At 41.4% G+C, this 20,445-nt stretch carries 21 protein-coding genes; all 21 read right to left on the reverse strand.

Features of this window, described 5'->3' with window-relative positions; translation table 11 throughout:
• Positions 1-32: 32 nt before the first annotated feature.
• The gene (locus tag AC1HJP_RS08745) at positions 33-464 is read right to left on the reverse strand and encodes a DUF2802 domain-containing protein (protein ID WP_058029217.1); all 432 of its coding nucleotides are present in this window, start codon (positions 462-464) and stop codon (positions 33-35) included.
• Positions 465-962, reverse strand: coding sequence for a chemotaxis protein CheW (locus AC1HJP_RS08750; RefSeq protein ID WP_138483340.1), 498 nt, complete (start codon positions 960-962; stop codon positions 465-467).
• A gap of 24 nt (positions 963-986) precedes the next feature.
• On the reverse strand, positions 987-1,766 hold the full coding sequence (locus AC1HJP_RS08755; protein WP_480361478.1) for a chemotaxis protein CheW: 780 nt from the start codon (positions 1,764-1,766) through the stop codon (positions 987-989).
• 7 nt (positions 1,767-1,773) lie between these two features.
• Positions 1,774-2,544 (reverse strand): ParA family protein, encoded by a 771-nt coding sequence (locus AC1HJP_RS08760; RefSeq protein ID WP_480361479.1) that lies wholly within the window; start codon positions 2,542-2,544, stop codon positions 1,774-1,776.
• Between the two features lie 34 nt (positions 2,545-2,578).
• Positions 2,579-3,751 carry a protein-glutamate methylesterase/protein-glutamine glutaminase gene (locus AC1HJP_RS08765; RefSeq protein ID WP_480361480.1) on the reverse strand — a complete coding sequence of 391 codons (1,173 nt, stop codon included), beginning with the start codon at positions 3,749-3,751 and terminating at the stop codon, positions 2,579-2,581.
• 75 nt (positions 3,752-3,826) lie between these two features.
• The gene (locus AC1HJP_RS08770) at positions 3,827-6,064 is read right to left on the reverse strand and encodes a chemotaxis protein CheA (RefSeq protein ID WP_480361481.1); all 2,238 of its coding nucleotides are present in this window, start codon (positions 6,062-6,064) and stop codon (positions 3,827-3,829) included.
• 15 nt (positions 6,065-6,079) lie between these two features.
• Positions 6,080-6,853: a protein phosphatase CheZ gene (locus AC1HJP_RS08775; protein WP_480361482.1), complete on the reverse strand. Its 774-nt coding sequence runs from the start codon at positions 6,851-6,853 to the stop codon at positions 6,080-6,082.
• Positions 6,854-6,874: 21 nt separating this feature from the next.
• The gene (cheY, locus tag AC1HJP_RS08780) at positions 6,875-7,258 is read right to left on the reverse strand and encodes a chemotaxis response regulator CheY (RefSeq protein ID WP_010364893.1); all 384 of its coding nucleotides are present in this window, start codon (positions 7,256-7,258) and stop codon (positions 6,875-6,877) included.
• 38 nt (positions 7,259-7,296) lie between these two features.
• On the reverse strand, positions 7,297-8,007 hold the full coding sequence (locus AC1HJP_RS08785; RefSeq protein WP_480361541.1) for an RNA polymerase sigma factor FliA: 711 nt from the start codon (positions 8,005-8,007) through the stop codon (positions 7,297-7,299).
• A gap of 26 nt (positions 8,008-8,033) precedes the next feature.
• Positions 8,034-8,894 carry a MinD/ParA family ATP-binding protein gene (locus tag AC1HJP_RS08790; protein ID WP_138483351.1) on the reverse strand — a complete coding sequence of 287 codons (861 nt, stop codon included), beginning with the start codon at positions 8,892-8,894 and terminating at the stop codon, positions 8,034-8,036.
• Positions 8,887-10,356, reverse strand: a complete 1,470-nt coding sequence (gene flhF, locus AC1HJP_RS08795; protein ID WP_480361483.1) for a flagellar biosynthesis GTPase FlhF — start codon at positions 10,354-10,356, stop codon at positions 8,887-8,889. Before flhF ends, AC1HJP_RS08790 begins: the two co-directional genes overlap by 8 nt.
• Positions 10,357-10,378: 22 nt before the next feature.
• A complete protein-coding gene (gene flhA / locus AC1HJP_RS08800) occupies positions 10,379-12,478 on the reverse strand; it encodes a flagellar biosynthesis protein FlhA (RefSeq protein WP_480361484.1) in 2,100 nt (699 codons plus the stop codon).
• Between the two features lie 69 nt (positions 12,479-12,547).
• Positions 12,548-13,678, reverse strand: a complete 1,131-nt coding sequence (gene flhB / locus AC1HJP_RS08805) for a flagellar biosynthesis protein FlhB (protein WP_480361485.1) — start codon at positions 13,676-13,678, stop codon at positions 12,548-12,550.
• A gap of 3 nt (positions 13,679-13,681) precedes the next feature.
• On the reverse strand, positions 13,682-14,461 hold the full coding sequence (gene fliR, locus AC1HJP_RS08810) for a flagellar biosynthetic protein FliR (RefSeq protein WP_480361486.1): 780 nt from the start codon (positions 14,459-14,461) through the stop codon (positions 13,682-13,684).
• Positions 14,462-14,463: 2 nt separating this feature from the next.
• A complete protein-coding gene (gene fliQ, locus AC1HJP_RS08815; protein ID WP_138483360.1) occupies positions 14,464-14,733 on the reverse strand; it encodes a flagellar biosynthesis protein FliQ in 270 nt (89 codons plus the stop codon).
• A 1-nt stretch (position 14,734) separates the two neighbouring features.
• On the reverse strand, positions 14,735-15,475 hold the full coding sequence (gene fliP, locus AC1HJP_RS08820) for a flagellar type III secretion system pore protein FliP (RefSeq protein WP_480361487.1): 741 nt from the start codon (positions 15,473-15,475) through the stop codon (positions 14,735-14,737).
• Complete coding sequence (gene fliO, locus AC1HJP_RS08825) at positions 15,468-15,866, reverse strand: flagellar biosynthetic protein FliO (RefSeq protein WP_480361488.1); 399 nt, start codon at positions 15,864-15,866, stop codon at positions 15,468-15,470. Before fliO ends, fliP begins: the two co-directional genes overlap by 8 nt.
• Positions 15,863-16,261: a flagellar motor switch protein FliN gene (fliN, locus tag AC1HJP_RS08830; protein WP_480361489.1), complete on the reverse strand. Its 399-nt coding sequence runs from the start codon at positions 16,259-16,261 to the stop codon at positions 15,863-15,865. The genes fliO and fliN overlap by 4 nt, the downstream gene beginning before the upstream one ends.
• Before the next feature lie 23 nt (positions 16,262-16,284).
• The gene (fliM, locus tag AC1HJP_RS08835) at positions 16,285-17,379 is read right to left on the reverse strand and encodes a flagellar motor switch protein FliM (protein ID WP_349287165.1); all 1,095 of its coding nucleotides are present in this window, start codon (positions 17,377-17,379) and stop codon (positions 16,285-16,287) included.
• Positions 17,380-17,389: 10 nt separating this feature from the next.
• Complete coding sequence (gene fliL, locus AC1HJP_RS08840; protein ID WP_138483370.1) at positions 17,390-17,914, reverse strand: flagellar basal body-associated protein FliL; 525 nt, start codon at positions 17,912-17,914, stop codon at positions 17,390-17,392.
• 46 nt (positions 17,915-17,960) lie between these two features.
• Positions 17,961-20,432, reverse strand: coding sequence for a flagellar hook-length control protein FliK (locus AC1HJP_RS08845; protein ID WP_480361490.1), 2,472 nt, complete (start codon positions 20,430-20,432; stop codon positions 17,961-17,963).
• Between the last annotated feature and the right edge of the window lie 13 nt (positions 20,433-20,445).

The raw sequence follows: 20,445 nt of genomic DNA on the forward strand, positions 1-20,445 counted from the left end.
AAAGCGCCAAGGTAAGAACTCAGCGCTTATATTTAAGATTGCTTCTGGTGCAATGAAAGAAGTAACTCTGCTTCTGCTCGAGGTATTTCACACTCTCGCATTATCTCTTCGAGATCGGCACCTAATTCAATCATTTTAACCGCTCGAGAATAAATTTTTGCATCTGGATCATCGTATTTTTGTGCAGCTTGCTGCTGGGCTAAATCTTTCGCAAAATTTTCGCAAGCCAATAAACGCTTGCCTATGCTCATTAAACCCGATCTTAACTCCGCTATTTCACTGCGAAGTATCTCAGTTTGAGCATTCGATTCTTCGAGTTGCTGTTTTAAAAACTTTTGATTTTTATGATTTTGTTCTAACTTTTTTTGCAATCCAAAAATAAACCCCAGACATATTAAAAAAAGGATGCCTGAGGTAATAGTAACTACAATAAAAGCAAGATTTTCTTGAACGACAGCTAGCACTTATATGTGACTCAACTCATCCCACTCATCATCGCTAAGTAACTTATTCAGATCAACAAGAATAAGTAGCTCACCCTCACGGTTCGAAACGCCTTGGATGAACTTAGCACTTTCTTCAGTACCAATGTTTGGTGCACTGTCAATTTCTGAGCTGCGTAAGTAAACAACTTCAGCAACACTATCAACAAGAATACCAATCACTTGCTTTTCAGCTTCGATGATGACAATCCTAGAGTTGTCTGTCACTTCAGCACTCATCAAACCAAAGCGTGCGCGAGTATCAATAACAGTAACAACATTACCACGCAGATTGATAATACCAAGAACATAGCTTGGTGCACCTGGTACTGGTGCAATTTCTGTATAACGCAGCACTTCCTGCACTTGCATTACATTAATACCATACGTTTCGTCTTCTAACTTATAAGTTACCCATTGAAGAACTTCATCATTACTGTCGGCATTATTGTCTGCAGAAAGTAGTCTATCTTGGCTCATGGTTATACTCCATAAAGTTCTGAGTTACTGCTCTTGGCTATCTAAGCCTTGCTCTAGTAAGCGGTTTAAATTCTCTACATCAATCAAAGCACACATTTTTTCTTTAATGACGCCAGCAAGCCAAGGTCGCTTGCCACCGTTTACACGCCATTTAATGTCTTCAGGCTTTAATGTAATGTTATTTATTAAGTTTTCAGCCAACAGCCCCCATGGGCTATCACCGAGTGTAATTAAATATTGATAATCCAGTTTTTCTTCAAGCTCTGGGGTATATTTCTCTGGCATAACCCATCTGGCAGTATCAACAACATTTAGCTTTTCTTCACGGTTAAGCATGACACCTTTAAACCACTTAGGTTTACCGAAAAGTTGTGTCACTTCTCCTAGTTGGTGAATACCACCTAAAGACTTTAAAGGAACAGCAAGGGTTAGCCCTGCGACTTCAAAAAATAGGGCTTGAAACTCACTTTCACCATACTCTTCTTGAACACTTGTTAAACTTGGTTCAACAACAGCTTCTTCTTTGATAATAGTATTATTTTTTGTTAACTCAAGATCTTTCGACTCACCTTCTGGGATTTCAACAGTCTCAACGCGCTCCTTAGAAGGCAAAGAGGGTCGCTCAACGATATCAGGTATAGTTTTCTGTGCTGGTTGAGTTAACTGCTGCTCAGAAATATCAGGTACTCGTTCAAGTAATTTTGCAACAGGTGCAAGGGCAGTATCTTGAGGCTCATCTTCATGGAGTAAAGCACCAAGATACTGTTTCATTACTTTTTCATTAGCAAACAGATGTTTACTCATATACCCTCTAACTACTCTTTATCAAATACTCTAGGAGTGCTTTGTACGCAAATACACCTCTAGATTTTGGACAAAACTCAACTGGCGCTTGCTGTGCCAAACTGGCATCTCTAAATTTTGTGTCAACAGGAATAACACCGGGCCAGACAGAGCCTTCGTAATTTGCAAGCAATGTTTTGTATGCCTCTAACGATGCCTTTGTTCGCTTATCATACATGGTTGGTACGATGGTGTAATTATATTGTTTTGCTTGAGAGCTTTGCATTAGCTCCATAGTACGCATCATACGATCTAGACCTTTGAGCGCCAGGAATTCTGTTTGCACTGGAATTAACACACGCTCACTGGCAGCGAGTGCATTTACCATTAACACCCCTAGTACAGGTGGGCAATCAAGAATCGCATAATCGTAGTGCTGACTTATTTTCGCCAGTGTTTTTTTCAGAATTAAGCCCATACCATTGCGATTACCCATGCTTCTATCAAGCGTTGCAATCGCCATTGTTGCCGGCAAAATATCAAGGTTTTCAATGGTTGAGGGGCATAAAGCTTGGAGGATTTCCTCGCTCTCCATTGCCGTCCCTCGAGCAAAAATATCATAAACACTGACTTCTAACTCTTCAGAATCAATGCCAAAGTAATAAGTCAAAGATGCATGAGGATCTGTATCTATCAGCAAAACGCGTTTGCCTTGCTTGGCAAGAATACCACCAAGACTCACCGTAGTCGTTGTTTTGCCAACGCCTCCCTTTTGATTTGCTACAGTCCAGATTTTCACGAAACAATTACTTCCTAGTGCTTGAACAAATAGATTAACAACCTATTTCTTTGTTTATTCTGGTTGCGACGTCATGCAAAGCCAAACTTTCAGAAGATAGGCCAGCATTTGCAACAGCTTGAGGCATACCGTAAACCACGCAGGTCTGCTCATCCTGAGCCCAGATTGTTGCCCCTGACTGTTTGAGTAAACGTGCACCATCTCGACCATCTGCGCCCATTCCCGTTAGAACAATCGCGAGTACATCAGCTTGATAAGCTTTGGCAGCACTTGCAAAGGTGACATCAACACAAGGCTTGTAGGTCACTCTTGCACTGTCATCCTCAAAAACTCGCAACGTTTTCATTGCTCCTTTAGACTCAACCAACATTTGCTTGCCACCTGGCGCCAAATACGCAACACCTGGCTGTAATTTATCACCGTGTTCTGCCTCTTTTACCTTTATCTTACAAAGACTATTTAGCCGTGTGGCGAAAGCTGGTGTGAAAGCAGCTGGCATATGTTGAATCAGCAATATCGGGTGTGGAAAGTTAGCAGGGAGCTGCGTCAGAATGGTTTGCAGTGCAACAGGCCCGCCTGTTGAAGTCCCTATAGCCACTATTTTATATTGCTTTCCAGAAGCCTTGAACTGTTTAGCTGTCGTAGTTGAATTTGATACTGGCTGAACCGCAGCTCTTTGAAAACTTCTATCGGGTTGAGCAACGCTTGCAGTACGAGCCGACACTTCTGGCCTACCCGAAACCTGTGATTTAGAAGGTACTGGCTTGCTCACTACAGGTCGGGAATAACTGCTAACTGAGCGAGGGAGCCTTCTTCGTCCAATTTCTTTTACTTTGTTTTGTAGAGACTTAATTGCTTCTTCGCTATTTCGGGCAATGTCTTCAAACTTTTTAGGTAAAAAGTCTAATGCACCTGCATCAAGGGCATCTAGTGTAGCACTTGCCCCTTCACGAGTTAATGATGAAAACATTAAGATTGGAGTAGGGTTAGCCTGCATAATCTTTTTAACGGCGCTAATTCCGTCTAAAATAGGCATTTCTACATCCATAGTAATAACATCTGGACGTAGTGATGCCGCCTTCTCAACAGCTTCTTGTCCATTAACAGCAAAGTCAATTACCTTAATATCACTATCTTGCTCTAAAATTTCGCTGACTCGACGCCTAAAAAAACTTGAATCATCTACAACTAAAACTTTTACTGCCATTGGCATACTCTATGAATTCTTAAGAACGAAAAGTGGTGCATCCGCACCACCTTTTAACTGTTTTGCTATCTCAGGTTATTTACCTGCATAGTGTTTTAGCATATTCGGCACATCTAAGATTAATGCTATGCCACCATCAGAAGTGATTGTTGCACCAGCCATACCTGGTGTACCTTGCAATAATGCATCTAATGGCTTTATTACAACTTCTTCTTGGCCGATAAGAGAGTCAACCACAAAGCCAACCTGTTGAGTACCTATTTGCACAATAACAACATGTCCTTCAGCTTTCTTCGTTGATCTATCTGCGCCCTTAACAAGCCAATGCTCTAAATAGAATAAAGGAATTGCTTTTTCACGCACAATAATCGTTAACTGACCATCTACTACATTAGTTTTTGTTAGATCTAAATGGAAGATTTCACTAACACCAGCAAGAGGTAAAGCAAATGTTTGTTCGCCAACAACTACCATTAAGGTTGGTAAAATAGCCAGTGTTAATGGAACTTTTATCTCAAGGATTGTGCCCACACCGAGCTCTGATTGAATATTAACAGAGCCATTAAGTTGAGTAATTTTCGTTTTAACAACGTCCATCCCAACGCCGCGGCCTGAGATATCTGAAATTTCTTCTTTTGTTGAAAAGCCTGGTGCAAAAATCAAGTTATAAGCTTCAGTGTCAGATAACCGACTTGCTTGGTCCGAATCAATTACGCCTTTATTAATCGCAATTTTTTTCAGTTTTTCAGCATCCATACCTGCACCATCATCTTTAATGGTCAACAGAATATGGTCACCCTCTTGAGAAGCAGAGAGTGTCACTGTACCTGTACGAGGTTTACCTGATGCCTCACGAACATCTGGCATTTCAATACCATGGTCAACTGAGTTTCTAACCAAGTGAACAAGCGGGTCTGCAAGCGCTTCTACTAAGTTCTTATCTAAATCGGTCTCTTCACCTTCAAGAATAAGATTAATATCTTTCTTTAAACTACGTGCTAAGTCTCTAACAACACGAGGGAAACGACCAAATACTTTCTTGATTGGCTGCATTCGTGTTTTCATTACCGCACCTTGTAAATCCGCGGTAACCACGTCAAGGTTAGATATCGCCTTACCCATAGCTTCACTGCTAGAGTTATTTGCTAAACTAACGAGACGGTTTCTCACTAATACCAGTTCACCCACCATGTTCATAATTTGATCTAGGCGTTTTGTATCAACACGAACAGTAGTCTCAGCCTGAGGTGCTGGCGGCTTTTTAGCTGATGCAGGTGCACCTTGGGCTTTTGCAGCTGGAGCCGGTGAAGGTGCAGATTTTGCTGGCTGAGGAGCCGGTTTTGGTTTTGAAACTGGCTTGGCTATAACAGGCTCTGGTTGCTTTGATTCAGGCTGCTTTGATTCAGGCTGCTTGGGTTCAATATTTGCGGCAGTTTTATTCGGTTCAGCAGTTTCTAATGACTTTGGCGCACCACCTTTACCATGAAGTTCATCTAACAATGCCTCAAATTCTTCATCGTTTATTTCATCATCACTTGGAGACGATGTTGAAGCGGATGACGAAGGTGCTTGGCTAGGGCTTGCTGGAGGAGGCGTACTAATCGAACCGAAACTACCAACGCCATGAAGCTCATCTAAAAGGCTGTCAAACTCATCGTCTGTAATATCACCATCATCTGAGCCTGAAGCAGTAGGAGGAGCTTGCTCAACAGCAGGGCCTTTACCAGCCCCATGTAACTCATCAAGTAAGCTCTCAAATTCGTCTTCTGTTATTTCATCAATGCTATCTGAGGTAGTTTCACCTGCTACATCATCGGTATCAATATCAAAAAGAATATCATCAGCAGACAAATCAACTTGTGGTGTCTCTTCAACAACAGGCTCTGGTTCTGAACTTGGAATGGAGATTTGCTCATCTTCTGATTCAGGCTTACTCAACTGGTGAAGTGTCTCGAGTAACGCAGGATCTGCGGGATCAGGTTGTTCACGATTTTGAATGTGAGCGAACATTTCATTGATGGTATCTAAGGACTGAAGAATGACATCCATCAATTCAGGAGAAACAGAGCGTTGCCCTTGTCTTAACACATCGAATACGTTTTCCGCACCATGACAAGCGTCAACAAGCTCAGTCATGCTCAAAAAGCCTGCACCACCTTTAACAGTGTGAAACCCTCTAAAGATTGCGTTTAATAATTCTTTATCTTCAGGGTTATTCTCTAGTTCAACAAGCTGCTCAGATAACAACTCTAATATTTCACCAGCTTCAACAAGAAAGTCTTGCAATATATCTTCATCGACTTCAAAGCTCATGTACACACTCTCCTATTAGAAGCCTAAGCTCGACAATAAATCGTCGACCTCATCTTGATTAGATACGACATCTTCTCTAGATTCTGCATTCATTATTGGACCTTCAGGTCCAGATATCTCAGTAGAATCCATTTCAGCAATCTGAACCTCTTCAATGTTTTCTTTTTGTTTTGATTGGGGCTCTTCTGCTGAACCAAATACAGTTAGTAAGTGGATTAAGCTGTCTTCTACTTCTCTAACTAATTCGATAACACGTCGAATGACCTGACCAGTTAAGTCTTGATAATCTTGAGCCATTAAAACATTGGTCATGTGCCCCTGAAGCTCATCTGTTGTTGCTTGAGAGCCTTGCATAAACTTATCTAAATCATGACAAAGAGATTTGAATTCACCAAGCTGGATATCACGTCTCATCAGTCGATCCCAAGTTGGTTTTATATCAGATAAATCATCTGCGAGCTGCTGCGCGAGAGGCAAACTTGCTTCAACTGCATCCATTGTTTTATTGGCTGCGTTTTCTGTCATTTCCATGACGTAATTCAAACGTTCTTTAGCATCCGGTAAGGCTTCTGTCGTCAAATCAGAAATACGAGTATCAAGCTCAAAATTTTTCAATGACTCGTGTAATTGACGAGTCAATTTACCCACTTCAGCAAAAAGTTCAGATTGCTCTTTACTTGCAGCCTCCATGATTAATTTATCTGCTTTATCTTGCTCGCCTTGCTCAAGATAAGTAACCAGTTGCTTAGCTTGCTCAAGTGTTATTTGAGGCACAGAAGGTGCTGACATCCGCCTCTCCTTCTTAGTTATTTAGCCTAAACGTTCAAACACTTTTTCTAGTTTTGTTTTAAGTGTTCCAGCAGTGAATGGTTTTACAATATAACCATTTACACCAGCTTGCGCCGCAGCAACAATTTGCTCTTTTTTCGCTTCAGCTGTCACCATAAGTACTGGTATATGCTTAAGGCTGTCATCTGCACGAATAGCACGGAGAAGGTCGATACCTTGCATACCTGGCATATTCCAGTCCGTGACTACGAAGTCAAATTCTTGGTTTTGAAGCATAGGAAGAGCTGTACTGCCATCGTCTGCTTCTTGTACGTTTGTAAAACCTAAGTCTCTAAGCAGGTTTTTGATTATTCTTCTCATCGTAGAAAAATCATCAACCACAAGAATTTTCATGTTTTTATCCAAAACATCCTCCAGTGAGGTTTGAACCTATTATTATTACTCTAATTGACCCAGTCATTGATTTTAGCCCTAAGCCTGATCATTGCCTGCCCATGAATTTGGCTTACTCGAGATTCACTTACATCGAGTATTTGCCCTATTTCTTTTAAATTCATTTCATCGTTGTAGTAAAGAGATAAGACAAGCGCGTCTCTTTCTGGTAACGATTGAATCGCCGTGAGCAACGATTCGTTAAAGCGTTCATTTTTAACGTTATTGAACGGTTTGTCTAGCGCTAAATCATTGTTAACAGGAGTGATTACGTCTTCATCAACACCTAAATCTTCGATTCCAATGATTTTACTTGCATTCACATCATGTAGAATATGATGGTACTCATCTAGAGTAATATCAAGTTTTTCAGCGATTTCAGTGTCTTTAGGTTCTCGACCAAGGGCGCTTTCTAGATTAGCGATGGCCTCAGCGACCATGCGACTATTTTTATGAACGCTTCTTGGTGCCCAGTCTCCACGACGAATTTCATCTAGCATTGCGCCTCGAATTCTAATCCCAGCAAAAGTTTCAAAGCTTGCGCCTTTGCTTGCGTCAAAATTTTTACTGGCTTCAATCAAGCCTATCATGCCTGATTGCACAAGGTCATCTAACTGAATATTTGCAGGTAAGCGAGCCAACAAATGGCACGCCACTTTTTTGACAAGACCGGTATGACGCTCTATCACTCTATTGAGATTGTCTGTAGTTTGATAGCCCATCGCTTTACCCATCGATGACGACATAGTTATCCGTTGACTAGCTGTTCAATAAAAAACTCTAAATGACCAGATGGTTGATGTGGTATTGGCCATTTAACTGCTTTACTCGCTAACCCTCTAAATGCAACCGCTGCCGGAGAATTTGGAAATAGCTCAACAATAGTTTTTTGACGGCGAGAAGACTTACGCATATTTTCATCAAATGGAATGGTTGCAACTAATTCTAGTGCAACATCTAAGAATCTGTCAGTAACTTTAGAAAGTTTAGCAAAAAGCTCCTGCCCTTCGCGTAAACTTCGGACCATGTTAGCCACAATTTTAAAACGGTAAACACCGTGCTCACGACTGAGAACTTTAATCAGAGCATAAGCATCAGTAATTGAGGTAGGCTCATCACATACAACAACCATCACATCTTGCGCTGCACGTGAAAAGCTGAGTACCATGTCAGATATACCCGCAGCGGTATCAACAATTAGAATATCAAACTCTGTGTTTAACTCACTGAAGGCGCGGATGAGGCCCGCATGCTCTGCAGGCGTCAACTCAACCATATTTTGTGAACCTGAGGTGGCTGGTACAATTTTTATACCAGCGGGCCCTTCAACTAAGATCTCATCTAATTCACACTCACCCGACAGGACATGAGATAAGTTTTTTTCTACTCTTAAACCAAGCATCACGTCACAATTTGCCAAACCTAAATCGGCATCTAAGACGAGCACTCTGTTTCCTTGCTGACCAAGTGCAATAGCCGTATTTAATGAGACGTTGGTTTTACCAACCCCTCCTTTACCACCCGTTACTGCAATTACTTTTACGCCATGGTTGCCATTTTGATTCATTCTACGCAGGCCACTTGCTTGATCTAATACTGTGTTAATCATACATTCCTACTGTCTGAGACGCTACAGGTACACGTCGCGAATGTTGTGCTTTTATTCTCTTTAAATACAATTGCTCAGCCTTTTTGACCATTTTATGAGCATTTGCTACACGAATGTCTTCTGGCACTCGTTGACCGTTAGTAAGATACCCTATTGGCAAGCGATTTTGAATCGCAATACTAATAATCTCGCCTAAACTTAGACATTCATCAAGTTTTGTAAAAATACAACCACTTAAATTCACTTTTTGGAAGTGACGAACCGCTTCTTGCAGTACATGCATTTGCGATGTTGCACTTAAAACCAAATAGCTTCGAATATCGACTCTAGAACTTCTCATTAACGTATTAAGTTGTTCTGTTAAACGGATATCTCTTTGACTCATACCCGCAGTGTCTATTAATACTAGACGCTTATTACGTAAATGATATAAAACTTCTGCTAATTCATTGGCATCTTTTACTTGTTTTACTGGACAACCAATAATTCTGCCGTACGTTGCCAGCTGCTCATAAGCACCAATTCTATAAGTATCAGTTGTAATTAACGCAACTTTGTCTGCACCGTACTTCTGCGCGCCTAATGCAGCAAGTTTAGCGACTGTCGTTGTTTTACCTACACCCGTTGGACCTACTAATGCATATACACCACCTTGACGAAGAATATCGTTATTAGTTGTGTGCATTTGATTTGCCACCATTTCAAGCAATGAATTCCATGCTTCTTTGCGAGAAACGTCATCAGGGATGAAACAAGCCATTTGTTCAGCCACTTCTTTATCGACACCCATACCTTGTAAACGGTCAACTAAACACGCTCTCGTTGGGTCTCTTCTTTCCATTTCTTGCTTCATTAAGCCTGAAACTTGATGTTCAAGTAATTGACGAATAGCATTCATTTCTTCTCTCATGGTTGCCATTTCATCAACTTTTTTTGGCGCAGGTTCAAAATCATCAGCAAACCCTGTATCAAGGTCATCATCAAAGCTCCATGATTGCGCTTGCTGTTGAGTTTTAACATTTGGTTCTGCTCTGAAGTTTTGTGTTGAGGTTGGACGCTCATAACGCTCTTCAGTCGCTTGACGAGGTTTAAATACTTCTTCGGTATTAATGCCTGATTGAGAGAACATAGATGCAAGCTCAGGTGAACGAGGCTTCGGAGCTTGTCTGTCTAATAGAGCCTGTAAACTGTCGGCTACTTGAGCTTGAGGCTCTGGTTTTGCACGCTGAGGTTCTGGGCGAACAATACGAGATTGCGTAGCTCGAGGTTGCGCTGGTGCTGAATTTACTTGTGGCGCCTCAACGGGTGTTTCTGGCACTCTGTCATTATCCACGGCTGCAACAATTTCTACACCATCTGCCAATTTTTTGTTTGACATAATCACAGCATCAGCGCCAAGCTCTTCTTTTACTTCTTTCAGTGCTGTGCGCATATCTTTGGCAAAAAAACGTTTAATTTTCATGTTACAACCCCTTAATTCCTATCTATTGTCCAACTGAGCTTACAATTTTGATTTGTCTTTCATCTGGTACTTCTTGATATGACATCACTCGAAGACCTGGGATCGTATGTTTGACAAACCTTGAAAGCACACTTCTTAACATACCTGAGGTTAGAAGGATGGATGGGTCGCCTAGCATTTCTTGCGTTTGGTGCGCTTCTCTTAATGATGTTTGAAGTCGCTCCGCAAGGCCTGGCTCTATTCCAGCCCCTTCATCACCCGCGTTCTGAAGTGACTGATGCAACATCTGTTCCAACTCAGGCGCCAATGTTATGACAGGGATTTCATCTGCACCGCCAACGGCGTCTTGAACGATTAATCTACGCAGTGAAATTCGCACTGCAGAGGTTAATACATCAGGGTCTTGACTGCGTGGACCATACTCAACAAGGGTCTGAACAATCGAGCGCATATCACGAATTGCAACCCCTTCATTCAGTAAGTTTTGCAGTACTTTAACTATCGTAGTAAGAGGCAGTATATCTGGTACTAAACCTTCTACTAAACGAGGGTGTGACTTGGCAAGCATGTCTAATAAATTCTGAACTTCTTCATGCCCAAGTAGTAATGATGCGTTGTTTGTAAGCAATTGACTAATATGAGTTGCGACAACAGTCGCTGCGTCTACCACAGTGTAACCTAATGAATGCGCCTCATCTTTTTGCTCCGGTTTAATCCAAACCGCTTCTAGACCAAAGGCAGGATCTGTCGTTGCAACGCCATTGATTGGGCCAAATACTTGCCCTGGGTTGATGGCTAATTCATCACCATGTTTTAATTCACCGTTACCTGAACCAACCCCCATTAGAGTGATACGGTATTCATTTGGGTCTAATTCAAGGTTATCACGAATATGTACAGGCGGAACCAAGAAACCTAGCTCTTGTGAAAGCTTCTTACGAACACCTTTAATACGACTTAACAGCTCACCACCTTGCGCTTGATCTACTAGCGGAATTAAACGATAACCAACTTCCAGACCAATCACATCGACTGGTTGAACGTCGTCCCAGCCTAGCTCTTTTTGTTCTTGAGGCTTATTTGCAATATCGCCACCTGCTGCCTGTTGTTGCGCTTCTAGCTCTGCAGCTTTTGCTTTTTGCTGTTGTGTGTAATAAGCCAGATAGCCAAGCAGCGCACCTAAGCTTAAAAATGCAATATGCGGCATACCAGGCACCAAGCCCATCGTAATTAAGATACCAGCAGCAATATAGAGAGATTTCTCATTTCCTAGTTGAGTTTTAAACTGCTCACCCATGTTATGAGATTCGTTTTGGCGAGTAACGACGATTGCAGTACCAATTGAAAGTAAAAGAGAGGGGAGCTGTGCAACCAAGCCATCACCAATGGTAAGTAATGTGTATACTTCCATGGCTCTTGAAAACGATAAGTCGTGTTGGATCATGCCAACAAATAAGCCACCAATGATGTTAATAACTAAAATCACAATACCTGCTATTGCATCACCTTTTACGAACTTACTGGCACCGTCCATTGAGCCATAGAAGTCTGCTTCGCGTGTTACTTCATCACGACGTTTGCGTGCTTCTTCTGCACTGATAAAACCAGCATTTAAGTCGGCATCGATTGCCATTTGTTTACCAGGCATAGCGTCTAATGTGAAACGCGCAGATACTTCCGAGATACGACCTGCACCTTTTGTGATTACCACAAAGTTGATGATAATCAGGATTAAGAAAACAACTAAACCAACGGCATAGTTACCCCCAATTACCACAGAACCAAACGCTTCAATTACCTTACCCGCGGCATCTCCGCCATTGTGGCCTTCTAATAATACAACACGAGTACTGGCTACATTCAACGCTAAACGCATAATGGTTGCAATAAGCAGAACTGCTGGAAACATGCCAAATTCGAGTGGTTTCATGGTGTATACAGTGACAAGTAATACCACCAATGCCAAAGCGATATTAAAAGAGAATAGAATGTCTAAGAGGAATGGAGGTAAAGGCAAAATTACCATGCCCAAAGCCGCAAGCACTAATAATGGCGTTCCGACCCCTTTCGCATAGTCTTTTTTATTCTCATTAAGACTTTGTAAAACTGCTTTAAAATCCATAACTTAACAACTACAAAATATTGACACTGGTCTAATAAAGCAATTTGTAAGCCAAGATTTATATTCTGGTTAGTGCCTCATATCTTCTGGAATAGGTAAATTCTTACTCAAGTTGGTCGGCCTTCTACCTCGACCTTTTTGATAACGTTTTAGCTGGAATACATAAGCTAAAACTTGTGCCACCGCAGTGAAAAGCTGGTCTGGAATTTGGTCACCCACTTCTGTGGTGTGATAAAGTGAACGCGTTAAGATTGGCGACTCAACAATAGGTACTTCATTACCTTTCGCTATTTTTCGGATTTGCATTGCTAATTCATCGACACCTTTAGCAAGCACGATTGGGGCGCCCGCTTTTTCGGTATCGTATTTAAGTGCAACTGAATAATGGGTTGGGTTAGTTACAATAACATCAGCATCTGGCACGTCTTGCATCATGCGCCTTTGTGACATTTCTCGTTGTGTTCTTCTAATACGTGCCTTTATTTGAGGGTCACCCTCAGAGTTTTTGTATTCATCTTTCACTTCTTGCAAGGTCATTTTCAATTGCTTGTGATGATTGTAACTTTGATATGGTGCATCAATGGCTGAAATGATGACCATCGTGCAACTCAATGCTAAAAACATCCAAGCCAATATCTCTAATGCATGGATGATAGAGCTCGGGACCTGCTCAATACTTAAATGTAGTATTTCGTAAAAGAATATTTGAATGAGCAGGATTGCAAAGCCAGCAACTAAGACAAACTTCAATACAGACTTCACCAATTCGACAGCCGCTTGAGGTCCAAACATACGTTTAAAACCTTTCATTGGCGACATTTTACTTGCCTTAGGTGCTGCAGCCTGCCAACTGAAATTAAACCCACCTAATATAGTATTGCCAACAATACCCGCAATGGCGATGATAAAAACAAACATCGCCATTGGGAAGAATAATTCAGAAAACATCTCGCCCCAGACCGAGAACATTTTTGTTGTATCGTATGTTTCATTGCGATTTAACGTGAGCCCTCGGCCCATAATGTTATATAAGCCTTTCGCGATAGCGGGTCCATACATTAATAATGCAATCGCTGAGAATATCAGTACAAAGGTAGTACCTAATTCTTTTGAACGGGCAACTTGCCCTTTTTTACGGGATTCATCTATTTTTTTATCGGTGGGTTCTTCGGTCCTTTCTTGACCTGAATCTTCAGCCATACCTTACACCGTGCACCCAATTAAATTACAAAGTAGCTCTGTCATTTTAAGCCACTGATATTCATATTGCACAATGAAATTACCTAGAGTGGCCCATATAATGACTAACCCAGCAACCAAGGTAAATGCAAAACCCACTGAAAAGATATTCATCTGAGGAGCAGCTCTCGTCATGATCCCAAATGATAAGTTGATTACCAGCATGGCGGTCAAAGGGGCTAGAGAAAGCGCCAGTGCTGTCGCAAACATCCAGCCTCCCCAATTTACAATTTGCCAGTAGTTATCTACTGACCATGTAAATTGTCCAATCGGAATACTTTCAAAACTATACAGCACCATTTGGATCATCATTAAATGGCCGTTAAAGACAAAAAACAGTAAAGTGGAGAGGATAAGATAAAACTGACCTACTGCTGGCACACTTAATCCGTTGGTAGGGTCAACAACTGATGCAAAACCAAGGCCTGTTTGCATTGCGAGAATTTGACCTGCCACAATGAACGTATTCAAGAGTAATATCGAAGCAAAGCCAATAGCAAAACCAATGATCATCTCTTCAATTACGACTAGCACCATGGCAAAAGAAAAGAGATCTGTAAATTGAGATTTAGGTAACATAGGCATTGCAGCAAAGGTGATCACAACACACAGTGCTAACTTAATGCGTGAAGGTACACTTTTTGCGCCCAAACCAGCCATGATCATCATCATACTGGTGATTCGAACTAGCGGCAGGATAAAGTCGCTTAGCCATTGGATGACAACAGCAAAAGGGAACTCCATTATTACCCTGCGATTTCAGGGATTTGCATTATCAGCCCTTGGAAGTAATCCATTAGTATTTGCGTGATCCAATGACCACCAATTATCAAAGCAAGGATTGTAATGATGAGACGAGGTAAAAAGCTGAGCGTTTGTTCGTTAATTGATGTCGCAGCCTGGAAAACAGCCACTACAAGACCGATTAATAAGCCTGGTACAACAATCGCTGAGACAAGCTTTATTACCACAAATAACGCATCACTTAATATGTCGACAAAAACTTCTGGTTCCATATCATACTCCTAAGCCAAAACTTCGAGCAAGCGTCCCCATAACTAACCCCCAACCATCCACAAGAACGAACAGCATAATCTTAAATGGCAACGCAACAATCATTGGCGATAGCATCATCATACCCATAGCCATCAAAACACTGGCAACGACGAGGTCAACAATCAAGAACGGGATGAAAAACATAAAACCAATAATAAATGCGGTTTGTAACTCACTCGTCACGAATGCCGGAATAATCACTACAAAAGGGGTGTCTTCAGGGCTATCAAGCTTGTCATATCCTGCAATTTTCGCAAAGGTTTCAAGATCTTTGATTCTTGTCTGTGACAGCATAAAGGCCTTAATTGGCTCTTTCGCTTGTTCTAGCGCTTGAATAGAAGTGAGCTCTTCATTGAGATAAGGCTGAACCGCCCTATCATTAATTTGAGAAAATATGGGTGCCATAATGAAGAAAGTCAAAAATAGCGACATCCCTAGCAATATCTGATTTGAAGGGGATTGCTGTAAGCCGATGGCTTGTCGAAGTATGGCTAACACCACAATAATACGAGTAAATGAGGTCATCATAATGACTGCGGCAGGTATAAAGCTCAGGGCTGTCATTAAAGCCAAAACTTGTAATGTTACAGAATACTCTTGAGACCCATCTGGATTCGTCGTAACACTCAGCGCTTCTATGCCTTCTGCGCCAGCAAAAGGCGCTAGTAACAAAAGTAATATGCCTACACTTAACTTAATCATCTGTTTTATTCTTCTTATTGGCCGGCATCATAAAGCGACTTAACTCTTTTGCAAAAGCGGGGGTATTTTGGTCACTTAAGGGCGTTTCGAGCTGGTACAAATAATTAATGTTTTGAGAAGTAACCCCCAGAAGGTGGTGCTTGCCATCAAGCTCAATCACCATCAAGCGCTCTCTGTTACCCAAAGGAAAGCTTCTAACAACTTTGAAGTCGGGGCTATTACCTAGGCTAGGATTAAGCCGTTTTAAAAGTACCGCCATACCAACAATTAAGCCTAACACCAAAAAAAGTGATAGGCTCATTGATACTAAATCGCTACTCAGACCAATGTTGCTTGACCCAGCAAGTACCGGAGCGGAAAACCCTAAAATCCCAAGCAGTTCCTTTCTCATCGTAGCTTCTTAATTCGCTCAACTTGACTGATAACGTCAGTTAGACGAATACCAAACTTGTCATTTACGACTACTACTTCTCCGTGAGCAATAAGCGTACCATTAACAAGTACATCAAGCGGCTCACCCGCAACTCTATCAAGCTCGACAACTGAGCCCTGATTAAGCTGAAGTAAATTACGAATATTAATCTTAGAACGACCTACTTCCATCGAAATGGTGACCGGGATATCTAAAATAGTATCAAGCTTACGCTTTTCTTCTGCCGATAAACTTTGAGACGCATCCTGTAGCTCATCGAGCTCTGCGACTGCAACATCGCCGCCTTCATCAGCTCCTTCAGCTTCAGCTAAGGCCGCCGCCCATTCATCCATAGTATCTTGATCATCGCTCATAACTTAAAACCTAATAGTTAACCTTACCAATCTAAATCCACACCCTCTGATAGGTGTAGATCTTCCTCTAGCTCTGCCAGCTCAGCATCAGAGTCGAGCTTTTTTCCACCTTTTGTGAAAACATGCAGCTCAGATTTAACAGACTCAGGGCGTTTAATTTTTTCACTAATTTGTAGTGCAACATTATCTCTAGAACGGCCCATTTTCGCTCTAAATGTTGGTAAATCTTCAACAAAAACAGTTATATGCTCTGGCATTTCAACTGGAATAACGTCCCCAGCTTTAAGCCCCATAACCTGTTCTAATGATAAATCTATTTCTAATAGTTGCGTAGATAGCTCTACTTCGACATCCATGATTTCATCGCGTAACGCTTTACTCCAGCGCAAATCCGTATCTTCTGTATCAGATTGTACACCGGCATCTAACAGCTCACGAATAGGCTCAAGCATTGAGTAAGGCAGTGAAATATGAAAATCACCGCCGCCACCGTCTAGCTCAATATGAAATGAGCTAATAACAACCACTTCGGTTGGGCTCACAATATTAGCCATTGCTGGGTTAACTTCTGAGTCTAAGTACTCAAAAGACACATCCATTACCGGTGCCCATGCTTCTTTATAATCCTCGAAGATGATTTTAAGTAGCATCTGCACGATACGACGTTCGGTTGGTGTGAATTCACGGCCTTCAATTTTTGCATGGTAGCGGCCATCCCCCCCGAAGAAGTTATCTACTAAGATAAATACAAGGCGCGCTTCCATGGTGATCAAGCCAGTACCTTTTAAAGGTCTAAACCTCACCATATTTAAGCTGGTTGGAACAAACAAGGTATGTATGTATTCACCAAACTTGAGCATTTGTACGCCATTTATCGATACTTCGGCGGTGCGACGCATCATATTAAATAGGCTGATCCGCATATGCCTTGCAAATCGTTCGTTAACAATCTCAAGGGTCGGCATACGACCACGAACAATACGATCTTGAGAAGAAAAGTCATACTGCAATGCACCTGCTGAGGACTCACCGCCCTCTTCGACTATCTCGTCTTCTTCGACTTCATCAACACCGTGTAAGAGCGCATCAATTTCGTCTTGGGATAATAAATCGCTCACTTAACCCTCGCTACTGCATAACAAAGCCGGTGAATAACACGCGTTCGATCACTTTACTGCCTTCTACGGCTTCCATCGCGGCTTGCACTTTATCTAACGCGGTTAGACGAATAGTTTCTTTACCTGCTGACGTGCTTAACTCGTCAGCGGTCGTAGTTGATAGCACACCTAATAATGTACTTTCTATAAGTGGAATATGTTTCTTAGCAACTTCTTCATTGACGTCACCACGCACAAGAAGTTGCACCTTAATCTGTACAATTCGATCTCGGCTTGCGCCAGGCACATTGAATACGAAAGGTCTTGGCATGGCTACGTATAATGCACTGCCAAGTTCTGCACCTGAGGATTCAGAAGCAGCTTCTGTCGCCACCGTTTCTTCAGCTAAAGTTTCAGCCGGCTCTTCATCGCCTGATAAAAATAAAAAAGCCCCAACAGCACCTGCAATTAAAACTACAGCCGCAGCAATGATAATAATGAGCTTTTTCTTGCCGCCACCCGACTCTTCAATTTCTAAATCAGTTTCTTCTGCCATGCCTAGCCTTCAAATTTTATTCTAATCTAATCAATATTAGCAGCTGTTAAGCGTAGTAATCTATGCCGGATTCACTGCTTGTTGAATTTGTTCTATTTTGATGGCTATTTTGCGCTTGTGATTCCTGATTAGCAAGCTTTGAATTGCCAAGTTCTTGAGCTTCATCAGTACCTTGCTCAGAACTTGAACCGGAATCCTGTTGAATATTACTCTCTCCTAGTTGGATACCTTGTTCAGCGAGCATTTCTTTAAGTTTAGGCATAGATTGCTCTAATGCCTCTTTTGCTTGCTGATTTTGGACCACAAAATTCACTTGGGCCTGTTCTGCTTCACTCCGAATTCGAATTTGCATACTGCCTAACTCTGGTGGATCGAGTCGAATTTCCGCTTCTTTGTTATTGATGTTGAGCATTGCATTTACTTTGTCATGTAATGCTTTTACTGCATCATTTTTCTGCAAGTTAAAAGTTTGAGCAATATTTGGGTCAGTACTTGCCTTTTGAGTGACTGATGCACTTTGCTGCGTTTGCGCATTTTGCAATACATTATCAAACTGCTGAACTGATTGAGAAACATCTAAATCGTGTGTTGATTGCAAATTCGCTAATGGTGTCTGCTGTATTATCGACTTAAAAATATTCTCTGTTTGCGGGCTCATCTCAGCTTTGCGGCCTTGCTTTGCAAACTGTTCATTGTTGACCTGCATTACGTCTGATAAATCAGCCATTGAAACTTGCTCATTCTTTGCTTGTTCTACAGATGCTTGAGCTGTCTCAGATAAACTTTGAGCCGTTACTTTTGTACTGTTGTAGTTTGCTAAATCAGCATTGCCTTTATTCTGAGTTCCTATACCACCAATAACGCTGGCTGTTTTTGGTTCAGTTTTTTTAGCATCTTGGTTATGCATATCAATGCTTGATTTAAGTATTGATAGTGTCTCTTCAGCACGTTTCAATTGCACATCATCTAACTTACCACTATCAACGGCTTGTTGTAATGAGTGCTGTAGTGCAAGTTTCTCTTGGTTTGGCAGCGACTTTATTTGCTGCTCTAAAGCGCCTGGATTGACCGGTGTTTTATCTGTCAAATTTACCACTTTATCTGTAACTCGGTTACTGCCTTCTTGTCGTTCTGTTACATTATCTAGATGTGTCGCTACCTTTGCTTCATTAGAAATAGAAACATTATCTGCTGTGGGCTCTTTGACAGATTGCTTTGAATCAGTTGCTATTATATCTACCCTTTTATCAGCGTGTATTTGCGGTGATTTATTGTTCTGTTCATTTGATTTCTCAGTAACATTAATATCAGATTTCTTAATAGCATTTAAATCTGACACTTGGTTAACATCAGCATCTGGTTGCACCTCATTCATTACCGTAGATGATGGGTTTTCGCTTGATTTAGGTGAAGTTTGCTGTGCCGCTACACTGCTAATTAGCTTTTCACTTTTACTAGCCTGATTATTAACCGACTCTGTAAGTTCCTCATTCATGTTACCAGGCTGAGGTTGTATTTGTTCATTTAAAACTTGTGGTTTGCCGTCTTTAGATAGACCCTGATGTTCTTGAGTAGCTTTATTTGCTAATGACGATGCAGCGTTGACTTCACCAGTGTCACTAGCTGATTTCTTATCCCCTTGCATTTGCCCACCAAGTAATGAAACGAGTTCAGATTTAGCAGACATTACTTTTACCGCTTCATTTTCACCTCGTCCTAAATTTGGCGGTGAAATCTTATCCGCTTTTTTCTCAGTGTTTACAGGCAGAACTTCTTTACTACTATCAAACTGTGTTAGCACGTCTTTCAATGCTTTTGGCACTGGCGCAAGGTGCTGTTTTACGTCGGTAGCTTGAGAAGTTGAAGCTTGGATCTGGGCAAGTAGCTTGTCAGATGTTGAAGGCTCAACTTGAGCATTTGTAAGCGTACCTGTTTGACTAGATGAATTAATGTTTTGCTTATTTGCTTTTGCAATTTCAGGTTGCTCGACTTGACCAGCATTCAAAGCATTATTATCAGTAACTGGCTTAGTCGCTTGTTGACTTTCAGCACTCACCTGCTCATGATTTTGTTGCCCATGGTAAAAACTAATATTTGCTTTTTGCTCAGTATCTTTTGTCGTGGTTATTTGTTCTAAGTTTTTTTTCTTATCATCAACAACTTGTTCACTCGATTCACGAGCGTTTTCTAATAAAGGTGCTGCACTCGACTCTTTCTGCTCTGAATCACTATTAGATGAAGCATCTGCTTTTTTAGAGTCAGCCAACATTGGTTTATCTAAATCACTGGCTTTCTTATTATGCTCACTCGCTGGCTTTTGGGTAATTTCAACAGCATGTTGTTCACTAGCACTATTTTTAGTAATAACATTCGTTGCATCAACACTCGTTGATGCCTTTTCAGCTCGCTCTAACTCTGAATAAAAGGCGTTTTTGTCTGCTTGCTCTTTTTCGCTGACAAATCGCGCTTTTTCAGCTTGGCTCAATTTTAGATCCACTTCTAATTTTAAATTAAGCATATCTACACCTTTT

The organism is Pseudoalteromonas sp. NFXS53 (genome assembly GCF_056629255.1).

Bases quoted from the DNA above. Each gene is read 5' to 3' on its own strand.
- flhB (WP_480361485.1), bottom strand. From the start codon at position 13,678: ATGGCTGAAGATTCAGGTCAAGAAAGGACCGAAGAACCCACCGATAAA.
- flhA (WP_480361484.1), bottom strand. From the start codon at position 12,478: ATGGATTTTAAAGCAGTTTTACAAAGTCTTAATGAGAATAAAAAAGAC.
- fliO (WP_480361488.1), bottom strand. From the start codon at position 15,866: ATGAGAAAGGAACTGCTTGGGATTTTAGGGTTTTCCGCTCCGGTACTT.
- AC1HJP_RS08775 (WP_480361482.1), bottom strand. From the start codon at position 6,853: ATGTCAGCACCTTCTGTGCCTCAAATAACACTTGAGCAAGCTAAGCAA.
- fliN (WP_480361489.1), bottom strand. From the start codon at position 16,261: ATGAGCGATGATCAAGATACTATGGATGAATGGGCGGCGGCCTTAGCT.
- fliL (WP_138483370.1), bottom strand. From the start codon at position 17,914: ATGGCAGAAGAAACTGATTTAGAAATTGAAGAGTCGGGTGGCGGCAAG.
- fliR (WP_480361486.1), bottom strand. From the start codon at position 14,461: ATGGAGTTCCCTTTTGCTGTTGTCATCCAATGGCTAAGCGACTTTATC.
- AC1HJP_RS08845 (WP_480361490.1), bottom strand. From the start codon at position 20,432: ATGCTTAATTTAAAATTAGAAGTGGATCTAAAATTGAGCCAAGCTGAA.
- AC1HJP_RS08770 (WP_480361481.1), bottom strand. From the start codon at position 6,064: ATGAGCTTTGAAGTCGATGAAGATATATTGCAAGACTTTCTTGTTGAA.
- fliQ (WP_138483360.1), bottom strand. From the start codon at position 14,733: ATGGAACCAGAAGTTTTTGTCGACATATTAAGTGATGCGTTATTTGTG.
- AC1HJP_RS08785 (WP_480361541.1), bottom strand. From the start codon at position 8,007: ATGGGCTATCAAACTACAGACAATCTCAATAGAGTGATAGAGCGTCAT.
- AC1HJP_RS08765 (WP_480361480.1), bottom strand. From the start codon at position 3,751: ATGGCAGTAAAAGTTTTAGTTGTAGATGATTCAAGTTTTTTTAGGCGT.
- fliP (WP_480361487.1), bottom strand. From the start codon at position 15,475: ATGATTAAGTTAAGTGTAGGCATATTACTTTTGTTACTAGCGCCTTTT.
- AC1HJP_RS08790 (WP_138483351.1), bottom strand. From the start codon at position 8,894: ATGATTAACACAGTATTAGATCAAGCAAGTGGCCTGCGTAGAATGAAT.
- AC1HJP_RS08755 (WP_480361478.1), bottom strand. From the start codon at position 1,766: ATGAGTAAACATCTGTTTGCTAATGAAAAAGTAATGAAACAGTATCTT.
- AC1HJP_RS08750 (WP_138483340.1), bottom strand. From the start codon at position 962: ATGAGCCAAGATAGACTACTTTCTGCAGACAATAATGCCGACAGTAAT.
- flhF (WP_480361483.1), bottom strand. From the start codon at position 10,356: ATGAAAATTAAACGTTTTTTTGCCAAAGATATGCGCACAGCACTGAAA.